Raw genomic sequence first — 10,893 nt, 5'->3', positions numbered from 1 at the left:
TTCAAGAAGGATATCTCCCTCATTAACCACATCACCCTCTTGTTTCTTCCACTCGATGATTTCGCCTTCCTGCATGTCCACACCAAGTTTTGGCATAATAATCTCAAAAGCCATTTATAAGATACCAAGAGCGACCAGAAAGCGACTGAAAATTAGGCGACCGACACGTCAGCTTACTGACGTAGACGGACGGTCTATTTTCCAAGCTTTCCGCTCGGGTTCAGTTACACCCTCTGGTTCGCCCTCTCCTTTCTACTTTAAATTATATTTTCCGATACTCTCACAGTTAAAACAAGAAACACATTTTACTAGCGAGACATATCACTTAACCGTCGCTAGAAAGTTAGTTTCCTTTATTGGCCATCTTGATAATAGCAGCCTTAATCTTTTCAACATCTGGAAGAACCGCTTGTTCCAAGACACGCGCATAAGGTACAGGCACATCTTCACTTGCCAAACGTACAATTGGGTGGTCGAGGTAATCAAATGCTTCACTTTCAGTAACCATAGCAGCGATCTCACCGATGAATCCACCAGTCTTATATGCATCATTGACCAACATCAGTTTACCAGTCTTCTTAACTGACTCGAAAATCAAGTCCTTATCAAGTGGAACGAGAGTACGAGGGTCAACGACCTCAACATTAATACCTTGTTCAGTCACTTCTTCAGCCGCCTTAAGAACACGTTCCAACATACGACCATATGTGACAATAGTAAGGTCAGTTCCTTCACGCTTGATTTCACCTTTTCCAAGTGGAATGTAGAAATCAGGGTCTTGTGTCACTTCCTCTTTCTTACCGTAAAGTGCTTTTGGTTCCATGAAAATAACAATGTTATTATCTTGAATAGCAGATTTCAAAAGACCTTTAGCGTCGTTAGCATTACCTGGAGCAACGACTTTAATCCCTGGAATGTGAGTCAACCATGACTCAAGAGATTGTGAGTGTTGTGCCGCAGAACCAATCCCTGAACCAGAGGCTACACGGAAAGTTACAGGAGTCTTCAAACCACCACCAAACATGTAGTTGTTTTTTGCACCATTATTAACGATAGCGTCAAGGGCAATCGTAATGAAGTCCATGAAAGTCAAGTCAACGATTGGACGAAGACCTGTAATGGCAGACCCAACAGCTGCACCAGCGATAGCTGCCTCTGAAATTGGTGTATCTTTAACACGTTTTTCACCAAATTCTGCCAACATACCAACTGAAGTACCGAAGTCACCACCATAGATACCAACATCTTCACCCATAAGGAAGATGTTTTCGTCTTTACGCATTTCCTCGCTCATGGCAAGGTTTACTGCCTCACGCAAGGCCATCAATTTTGTTTCACTCATACTTGTATTCCTCAACCTTTCTCTTTAGTCTACCCATACATCTTCAAAGGCAACTGAAAGTTCTGGATCTGGGCTATTTTGGGCGAACTCATAAGCTGAATCAACCTCAGCCTTGACTTGGCTTTGGATAGCATCTAACTCTTCAGCGCTTGCGATATTTTCAGAAACGAGATAATCACGGTATTTAATAATTGGGTCGTTGTTGTTCTTCCACTCGTCAACTTCTTCCTTAGTACGGTAAACACCCGCATCAGCAGTTGAGTGACCAAACCAACGGTAAGATTCTACCTCAACGATAGCGGGACCGTTGCCACCACGGACATGCTCAACAGCCTTGCCCATTGTTTCGTATACAGCCAAAACATCGTTACCATCTTCACAGTAGAATCCAGGGATACCATAGGCTTCTGCACGTGTATACAAGTGAGGAGTGTTGGTAGCTCTATGAATATCCATTGAGATACCATAACGGTTATTGATGATAAAGAAGATAACAGGCAATTTCCAAGTAGCCGCCATATTGACTGACTCATGGAATGAACCTTCATTAGTAGCGCCATCACCTGAAAAGGCAACAACGATATTCCCAGTTTCTTTGTACTGTTGAGTAAGAGCTGCACCTACGGCAAGAGCATAACCACCACCAACAATACCGTTAGTTCCGTAGTTACCTTTTTCAAAGTCAGCCAAATGCATTGAACCACCACGGCCCTTAGAAACACCTGTCGCCTTACCTGCAAGCTCCGCCATCATTTTATTCAAATCCATGTCTTGGGCAATAGATTGTCCGTGACCACGGTGATTTGAAAAGAAGATATCGTCATAGCTCAAGTGTTGAACAGCCCCAACGTTGGCTGCTTCCTCACCAACTGAAAAGTGAGTCATTCCTTGAACAAAACCACGACGAACTAATTTATTAATACGTGAATCGAATTCACGTATACGTTCCATTTTAGTGAACATCTCAAGATGTGTCTCTTTAGAAAGTTTTACCATATCGATCTCCTCTATCGAAATTTTTCTATACATCTAGGATAGGTTAAAAAAACTTAATGAGCAAGAAATATGCTTAAAAAATGAAAAGCCTTACATCCTTATCACTTATAGGCAATTCGTATGCTCTTTTTCAAAGCGTTATGATATGATTGGATAGATTTTACTCTAACTCAAATAGGGTATTTTATTATATTGGGTGATGCCATTATTCACGGGCTTACGGCATGTATAGCTTTTATACTTCAAATTATTATCTTCAAAATAACCACACAGAGATCGACGAGATTTTGGATTCTCATCTTAACAGGTTAAAGACTAGACAGAGAACGTCATAAATTGCTGGGCACCATGACCAATTACAATAAATCCTTTATTCAAATCATTACACAGAAACAAGAATCTTTTAATCTTTTCAAGAAAAACCTCAAAGGAGTCTCGCTTGCTTTAGAAGATAAAGATACTGCTAAGGCAACTGGACTACTTGAAATTTATAAAACTGGTGACTCTATCATGTGTAATCCGGAAACTCAAGAAATGTTGGATCAGATCAATAATCCAATTTTAGCTAGTTTCCTCTCTAACCGCATTTTAGAAATGCAAGCTGCTCATATTGATATTGCTATGAACATTAGTTCTTAGTTTGGTGAGATTTCCTTGTCAGATTTAGATTTGTATCAATTTCTCCAAACTTCCGATAAAGCAATCAGTAAGCTTCTTCGCCCCGATATCAAGGTGAGTAGCAGTTATCTACAGCTAGATCATTCGCAGCTCCTTGTCGTCGAATTACCAGTTTTAACTGACAAAGTAAATATAGATAAGGAACTAAATGAATTAGTTAAGGCTTTGCCAAATGTCAACTACCGAAACGGCTTACATTCAGGTTACCTGATACAGATTATTGAAATCTTTGAGCCTGGTTATTAAGACGATACAAAAAAGTGCCAATGTCTATTTTTTTGTAACCTCACATCTCTACTTACTAAAATATCTTGAAATGAGAGGAGCAAAATCAGATAATCCTCAAGCTAAACAAAGACACCCAAGTTGGTAAACTGGATGTCCTTTTATGCTAATATTCTACGATGGATTGGTAAGGGTTAAAAGGCACCTCCTCCACCTCCTCCACCTCCTCCGGAGAAGCCACCGCCACCTAGACCTCCACTACCACTGTTTGAGTTGATAGAAAAGTTACTTACGGTATCCGAAGTCGAAACATAGGATTCTAAGCGACTAACATTGTTCAAAATAATAAATGGCGTTGCAGAATGAGTGAACTCATCTAAAGATGGATTGCTAAGGTGGATGTTATATCGTTTCAATACATCACTTACTTTATTCGCTTGTCCGTAAAGTGTCGCATAAACCAAGATACGATTCCATAGGATGACGGATTCGAGTTCTGATTGCCTAAAAGATGTAATACTTCGGAGCATGCTTTCGAAATATTGCCAATGACGATATTCTTCGATATGTGACGGGTCTAAAGTTCTCTTCCGTCTTTTTCCAATAGATCTTCTATTAGAGTACCAAACTAAAGCAAGAAAGAGCGAAACCAAAAGATAAATAACTCCTAGGCCAGAACCAAAGCCCGCAAATAAAAATATTGTTGCTAGTGTAGAAATAATAAAAAGTAGAGCAAATACCACATTCCCTGAAGTAATAAACATATTTTCTTTAATGGTAAAGTCTCGATATAGGTTAGGAAGACCGAGTGAGACAATCTCTCGATTCACACCTTCAGTTACACTTCTTCCATCTTGAACAAACTTCCTCCTGATACACTGTCCTTCTTCACGAACAGAATTCCTTTCATAATTAGACTTAGCGTTGTTAAACTGTTTTCTTAATCCTTTCTCGTCAAGATAGTATCTAGAGAACATCTCGCGATCCGTGATTTCTATACGATCATCAAACAACATTTCAAGGAAATCAAACTCGTAGTCTGCTAATCCCTCTTTTGGAATTCGTCTTAGAGTATGAACACCATTTTCTTGGCTATAGGCTATGTAGCCTCTATCGACAAGATCTAGAATTACTGCTTGAACCATGTTCTTAAATTTTAAATGTCCATTCTCTTCGCCAAGTCCTGTTTTATCAAATGATTGGTTATAAATACTTTTTGCTAAAACTAAAGGTGGTAAATCTTGAGGAGTTTCGTATATTCGTACATCGTATGGGAAGGAAGGCTCCTTAGTCCATCTCAAAACTCTCCAGAATAAGAAAGAGCCGAGAATAAAGAAACCAACCATCACTTTAGGCAAAATCTTGTAAAAAGCATTCTGGTAGGCCGCCATTGTCTTACTAATATATTCTTCCTTCTCTATAAACTTTCCCCTATATTTCTCATCACTGATATATGACAAATGACCATCTTTTAACGCAGACGTCATAGGCCAATAGGCATGTAACTCTAGCTTACCACCCGATGGCAAGTTTTCAACCCGCACACGATAACCGTTTGAAGTTCGCTCTACATCGGGAGTCTTTCCAAAATAGCCCGTATGAGCATAAAGCTCCCCATGACTTGCATCTAGGCCTTCAACTTCAAAGTCAACATGGCTGATTGATTCATCCCAATCAGAGATAGGAAACCAGTTTAAAACAGCAATATCTGAATAGAGTGACAACATATTCTGTATCTGCCAGGTAACTTTTAACTGAACCTTATCACCATCGGAACCCGAATTGTAAACTTTTAGTTTTACACCGTCAGAAAGATTTGTTTCCTCCACTTGAATATCTTTCTTTTCTTGACCATTCACGGTTGCTGAAACACTAGGGTTTTCCGAAATCATGAATCCTTTAGGTACAGGATCAGCATATCCAAGTGTCACATATTGTCCATTATAGTCACTATTAAAAACATATAGTACTTCCTGGGTGAAGGTCCCATTGCCATCATCATTTATAATTAGGTGCCCCTTGTAGGAAGCAATGTCATATCTTACCTCTTTTGCATGAACTGTTGTCGGCAGGAGGATGGTAAGAATAACAATCAAAAACAAAAGAATTTTTTTCATCTGTGTCTCCTTTAATGACTAAAAAAGCAGGTGCAACACCAAGTGTCTCGATGTACCCTGCTCTGATCTGCTATTTAGGCTTGATAAACAATCTCACCGTCACAGATAGTGTATTTAACACTTCCCGTAAGCTCTTCGCCTACAAATGGTGAATTAGCTGCTTTAGACTTAAAGGCTGCTGTAACCTGACGTTTTTCTTTATCTGCAAAGATAACAATATCTGCTGGTCCATTTTCAGCCAAATAACCAGCATCGAAACCATAAAGATCAGATGGGTTGCTTGTCATTACTTTCAATAGTTCTTTCAAACTTAAATGTCCTGCTTCAACTAAATTAGTCAAACCAAGAGATAGAGAGGTTTCCAGACCAGTCATTCCTGATGGTGCTTTAGTCACATCAGACACATTCTTTTCATCGGCATGATGTGGCGCGTGGTCCGTAGCAATGACTGAGATTACTCCAGATTTCAAACCTTCGATTACAGCTTGACGGTCTGATTCCAAGCGAAGTGGTGGGTTCATCTTGGCATTAGCGCCTTTTGAGAGTAAGAGGTCTTCTGTCTTAGAGAAATGTTGTGGTGCCACTTCGGCTGTAACTTGTGCTCCAAGTTTTTGAGCAAACTCAACGACTTTTACAGATTCAGCTTTCGACAAGTGTTGAATATGAACATGTGATTGTGTATCATAAGCAATCATGACATCACGCGCAATCATGCTGTACTCAGCTACGCCAGTTGCCCCACAAATATGAAATTCTTTTTTAGCAATATTTTCATTGAAACCGAGAATACCATTAAGATCTGGATCTTCCTCGTGAAGACTGATAAAGGTATTATTCTCCTTAGCTAGCTCCATGGCTTTTTTGACAATACCAGCATTGGTCAATGGAATACCATCATCTGAGAATCCGACAGCACCGGCTTCAAGCAAACCCTTGAAATCAGTGAGGTTTTCACCATCAAAGTTCTTTGTAATAGTCGCAACAGACTTAACATGGATATTTTCCTTAGCTGCCGAAGTCAAGACCTCCTCTAAGGTTTCCTTATCTGAAATCGTTGGATTAGTGTTAGCCATCATTACAACTGTTGTAAAACCACCAGCAGCAGCTGCCAAGGCACCCGTATGAATGTCTTCCTTATGGGTTTGACCTGGCTCACGGAAATGAACATGGATATCCACCAAACCAGGAGCAACCACAAGACCAGTGGCATCGATAACTTGGGCATCTCCAGCGTCGATATTTTCAGCAATTTTAACGACTTTTTTACCGTCCACAAGAACATCAGCTTGCAAATCCAAACTAGATTTAGGGTCTACAACACGACCATTTTTAATCAGTAACATAATCTTCCAACTTTCTATTTTACTTCAACCAATCAATTGGGGATTGGCCTTGAGATACAAGGTAGGTATTGGCTTTTGAAAAAGGCTTGCTGCCAAAAAAACCACGATAGGCCGACAAGGGACTCGGATGGGCACTCTCAATAATGGCATGTTTAGAATTAGTCACTAGCACTTTCTTCTTACGAGCATAGCCACCCCAAAGTATAAAGACTACAGGAGTATCCTTTTGATTAAGAACCTTAATAACAGCATCTGTAAAAGGTTCCCAAATCTGACCAGCATGTCCATTTGCCTGACCAGCTGGGACAGTCAGACAGGCATTAAGCAATAGCACCCCTTGCTCGGCCCAGGTTGTTAAATCATGATGACTTCTAGGACCAAGATCCTCCCCCAATTCTTTGAGAATATTAACCAAAGAAGGTGGAGCTGGAATCGTCTCAGGAACTGAAAACGAAAGCCCCTGAGCCTGATTAGGCCCATGGTAAGGGTCCTGACCAAGGATTACCACCCGAACTTCTTCAAAAGGAGTCTCTAACAAAGCATTAAATACCTTATCTCGTGGGGGATAAACCGTTCCCTGACTATAAACCTGATCCATAAACTGATTTATCTTTGAAAAATAATGATCCGGCAGTTCCTCTTTCAGAAGCTTGTGCCATGTCGAATGTTCCATAAAAACCTCTTTTAGATTGTTATACACCCTAAATTATACCATAATTTGTAGATAATATTCGGAAAATACTGAAAAATACTATGTGATAGCTGTTTCTTCAATCTTTTCCTTTTAAAAAGACAATTCATATTAACAATCAAGGTATTACAGGCTTTAAGTAACTATTCTTTTGTGCTATAATAAATACTTATATTTAAACAAAAAGGTAAATCTATGACGACGTATGAAAATTTAAGGGCAGCCAGACGAGGTCCTATTGTCAGCATTGCAGCCTACTTACTTCTTACCATTGCCAAACTTATTGCTGGACACTTTTTAAACTCTAGCTCATTGATTGCTGATGGTTTTAACAACTTATCTGATATTTTGGGGAATGTCGCCCTACTCATTGGATTGCACCTGGCTAGTCAACCAGCCGATGCAGATCATAGGTTTGGTCATTGGAAGATTGAAGACTTATCAAGCCTAGTTACTTCCTTTATCATGTTCGTAGTAGGCTTCCAAGTCCTAATTCAGACAGTTCGAAAGATTTTTTTGAGAGAAGAAACAGTCGTTGATCCACTTGGTGCCACTGTCGGTGTCCTATCTGCTCTCGTCATGTGTGGCGTTTACTTATACAATAAAAGACTTGCTAAAAAGCTAAAATCCAGTGCTTTGATAGCTGCTGCTAAGGACAATCTCTCCGATGCCGTGACCTCTATTGGAACATCAATCGCCATTCTTGCAGCATCCTTCAACCTTACCATCATCGACTATATTACTGCTATTATCATCACCTTCTTTATCCTAAAGACAGCCTATGGTATCTTCATGGAAGCAACCTTCAGCTTGTCAGATGGTTTTGATGAGAGGAATCTTAAGGCCTATGAAAAAGCCATTCTGGAGATTCCCAAAGTTACCAAAGTTAAAAAGCAACGTGGACGTTCCTATGGTAGTAATATCTATCTTGATATCGTTGTTGAAATGAACCCTGACCTCTCCGTCTACGAGAGTCACGCCATTACTGAACAAATTGAAGAAATCCTCAGTAAGCGTTTTTCTGTCTATGATACTGATGTCCATGTAGAGCCTGCTGCAATTCCTGAAGACGAAATTTATGGAAATGTACTTCGCAAACTCACTCGGAATGAAAAGATTATCTTATCAAAGATTCCAGACTACGAAAACCTCTTAGCACCTGACTTCTACTTAATTGATGAAAATGGTCATCATCACACACGTGAGAAAGTCATTGCCAATCATCAACCACTTCTCAATAACTTTGACAGCTTCAAGATGACATCTGTTAGTCAAAAAACGAAATTAATTAGTTACGAACTGGGAGGCAATTTCCATACCAGCATCTGGCGCCGAAATGAGACATGGTTTATGATTTACCATCAAGTCACAGCTATAAAAGATAACGAGTAACGAGCAACTCAGCTCGTTTTTTTGTCATCAAAAGTATGTTATTTTTAAAACACTATAGATTCTAAAAATTGTATTAAAATATAAAATATTACGAAAACACAGTATGTTATATGGTATAATGGAAGTGTTTATCACCATCAAATTTGTCTTTTTAAATTTGGTTGATACATAAATTCTATTAAAGTATTTATATTGGTTCTGCCTACGACAGAACCAATATAAAATAAAGGAGACACATTATGAAAAAGAAAATTGTTTCCATCCTTTTATCAGCTTGTCTAGCCCTAGCCCCTAGTTTGTCTAGTGCAGATGAATTAATGGATATTACACGCGCTGCTGGTTATACTGAAGCGACAGAGGCCTATCGTCCTAAATCTACTCTATTAATTGATGGAACTACCGGAGATGTCCTCTGGGAGGAGAATGCTGATGAAATCCGTGACCCAGCCTCTATGTCTAAGGCTATGACCCTGTACTTGGTCTTCGAAGCCATGTCCAAAGGAGAAATTTCAGAAGATACTGTTATTACAGCTACTCCTACAGACCAAGCTATTGCCGATATTTATGAAATCTCCAACAACAAGATTGTTGCTGGTGTTGACTACACGGTTTCAGAGCTCATTACCATGACAGCGGTGCCATCCTCTAACGTTACAACTGTGATGCTAGCCAACTACTTGACCAATAATAATCCTGATAAATGGCTAGACATGATGAATGAAAAATCTAAAGAGCTGGGGATGACCAATACCAAATGGTTTAACGCTTCTGGTGCCGTTGCTGTTGCCTTCAAAGGTTACTACAGTCCTCAACGTTATGATAACAACCAAACCAACCAAACAACTGCGCGTGATTTGGCTATCATGACCTATAACTTCATCAAGAAATACCCAAAAATTCTCAAGTACACTAGCAAACCTGTTGTCACAGTTAAGAAGGGAACACCTTACGAGGAAACCTTCGAGACTTACAACTACTCTATTCCAGGTGCCAAATACGGAATTGATGGGGTTGATGGGTTGAAGACAGGATCTAGCCCAGAAGGTGCCTTCAACTATATTGACACCATCAAACGTGGTAATCAACGTATGATTGCTGTCATCATGGGCTCTGGTGATTGGTCTGACCAAACAGGTGAAGAGATTCGTCATACCTTTGGTAATGCTCTCGTTGAGAAAATGTATAAAGACTTCTCTTACAAGAAAGTTCTTAGCAAGGGTGAACAAGAAATCGACGGTAAAAAATACAATGTCGAAAAAGATGTCTACGCCACAGTCAAAAAAGGCAAAGACCCTAAAATCTCTGTTAAAGATGATCAAATTGTTATTGATAATGGTCTGAAGACAGTATCACCTAATATCAAGGCTACTTCTGTTAAAGCTACAAAAGTTAAGGGATGGTTCGATTTTGGAAGTAAGCAAAAAGATAAAAAGGCTACAAAAGCAACAAATAATGGCCAACTCCCAGTTTATTTCTGGCTACTCTGCCTTGTTCCAATTGGACTTCTCTACTTGATTTATCTAAATGAAAAGGGACGTCTTCAGAAAGTTAAAGAACGACGTCTGGCTCGAGAACAACATAAATAAAAGAAAGCGTGTCTATGACACGTTTTTTTCTGATTTTAAATAGAAAACTAAAATTGCTGAAATCTATGCTATAATACTACGGTATAACGTTTTATAAACAATAAAATATATTAATATATCAGACAATACGTTATTACTTAAGGAGACTATTTGTGAAAAAGAAATTGTTGGGCCTCCTTCTAGTAGCTAGTCTGACAATATCTCCCAGTCTGTCATTCGCTGACCAACTGGTAGATATTGCACAAAAAGCAGGTTACAAGGAAGCCACTGAGACATACAGACCTAAATCATCTCTTTTGATTGATGCAAACACCGGTGATATCCTTTGGCAAGATAATATTGATGAAGTCCGCGACCCTGCTTCCTCCTGTTGCCAATTTACGTTATCTACCTGATTTTCAACAATGAAAAGAAGCGTCGTCAAAAACTCAACGAACGTTGTCAAGCTCGACAAATGAATAATCATAACCACCCGTCTAACGGGTGGTTTGATCAAGGGCTATAAGCCCATAATACCAGCCAG

The 10,893-nt window shown here is 39.4% G+C and carries 11 protein-coding genes; 5 read left to right on the top strand and 6 right to left on the bottom strand.

Features of this window, described 5'->3' with window-relative positions:
* The 3 genes from ADF62_RS10250 to ADF62_RS04470 all read right to left on the bottom strand — a co-directional run.
* Window positions 1-114: biotin/lipoyl-containing protein (locus ADF62_RS10250; protein WP_152901318.1), on the bottom strand; the 114-nt coding region annotated here is incomplete at its 3' end.
* A gap of 229 nt (window positions 115-343) precedes the next feature.
* A complete protein-coding gene (locus tag ADF62_RS04475; protein WP_003097147.1) occupies window positions 344-1,342 on the bottom strand; it encodes an alpha-ketoacid dehydrogenase subunit beta in 999 nt (332 codons plus the stop codon).
* 24 nt (window positions 1,343-1,366) lie between these two features.
* Window positions 1,367-2,338: a thiamine pyrophosphate-dependent dehydrogenase E1 component subunit alpha gene (locus tag ADF62_RS04470; RefSeq protein ID WP_037621462.1), complete on the bottom strand. Its 972-nt coding sequence runs from the start codon at window positions 2,336-2,338 to the stop codon at window positions 1,367-1,369.
* 348 nt (window positions 2,339-2,686) lie between these two features.
* Here ADF62_RS04470 and ADF62_RS11435 point away from each other — a divergent pair, with 348 nt between their 5' ends.
* Together ADF62_RS11435 and ADF62_RS11430 are read left to right on the top strand one after the other, a co-directional pair.
* Window positions 2,687-2,977 carry a hypothetical protein gene (locus tag ADF62_RS11435; RefSeq protein WP_239664989.1) on the top strand — a complete coding sequence of 97 codons (291 nt, stop codon included), beginning with the start codon at window positions 2,687-2,689 and terminating at the stop codon, window positions 2,975-2,977.
* 15 nt (window positions 2,978-2,992) lie between these two features.
* Entirely contained in the window at window positions 2,993-3,262 is a 270-nt protein-coding gene (locus ADF62_RS11430; protein ID WP_239664988.1) for a hypothetical protein, read from the top strand.
* Between the two features lie 173 nt (window positions 3,263-3,435).
* Here ADF62_RS11430 and ADF62_RS04460 read toward each other — a convergent pair whose 3' ends face one another.
* From ADF62_RS04460 to ADF62_RS04450, 3 genes are all read right to left on the bottom strand, one after another.
* Entirely contained in the window at window positions 3,436-5,358 is a 1,923-nt protein-coding gene (locus ADF62_RS04460; RefSeq protein WP_048788193.1) for a DUF2207 domain-containing protein, read from the bottom strand.
* A gap of 74 nt (window positions 5,359-5,432) precedes the next feature.
* Entirely contained in the window at window positions 5,433-6,701 is a 1,269-nt protein-coding gene (locus ADF62_RS04455; protein ID WP_048788192.1) for a dihydroorotase, read from the bottom strand.
* A 19-nt stretch (window positions 6,702-6,720) separates the two neighbouring features.
* Window positions 6,721-7,374, bottom strand: a complete 654-nt coding sequence (locus tag ADF62_RS04450) for a uracil-DNA glycosylase (protein WP_048788191.1) — start codon at window positions 7,372-7,374, stop codon at window positions 6,721-6,723.
* A 213-nt stretch (window positions 7,375-7,587) separates the two neighbouring features.
* On the opposite strand from ADF62_RS04450, the gene ADF62_RS04445 reads away from it, so the two are divergent.
* The 3 genes from ADF62_RS04445 to ADF62_RS04435 all read left to right on the top strand — a co-directional run bounded on the left by ADF62_RS04445 (window position 7,588) and on the right by ADF62_RS04435 (window position 10,765).
* Entirely contained in the window at window positions 7,588-8,784 is a 1,197-nt protein-coding gene (locus ADF62_RS04445; protein WP_003092605.1) for a cation diffusion facilitator family transporter, read from the top strand.
* Between the two features lie 239 nt (window positions 8,785-9,023).
* Window positions 9,024-10,370, top strand: a complete 1,347-nt coding sequence (locus ADF62_RS04440; RefSeq protein WP_003092721.1) for a D-alanyl-D-alanine carboxypeptidase — start codon at window positions 9,024-9,026, stop codon at window positions 10,368-10,370.
* A gap of 152 nt (window positions 10,371-10,522) precedes the next feature.
* Window positions 10,523-10,765 carry a hypothetical protein gene (locus tag ADF62_RS04435; RefSeq protein WP_003092959.1) on the top strand — a complete coding sequence of 81 codons (243 nt, stop codon included), beginning with the start codon at window positions 10,523-10,525 and terminating at the stop codon, window positions 10,763-10,765.
* Window positions 10,766-10,893 lie beyond the last annotated feature (128 nt).

The sequence above is a fragment of the Streptococcus sp. 1004_SSPC genome, from assembly GCF_001069025.1.
In the GTDB taxonomy this organism is placed as follows: Bacteria; Bacillota; Bacilli; order Lactobacillales; family Streptococcaceae; genus Streptococcus; species Streptococcus vestibularis.
Note: the sequence above shows the minus strand (reverse complement) of the source record. Positions and strands in the feature narration are given on the sequence as shown.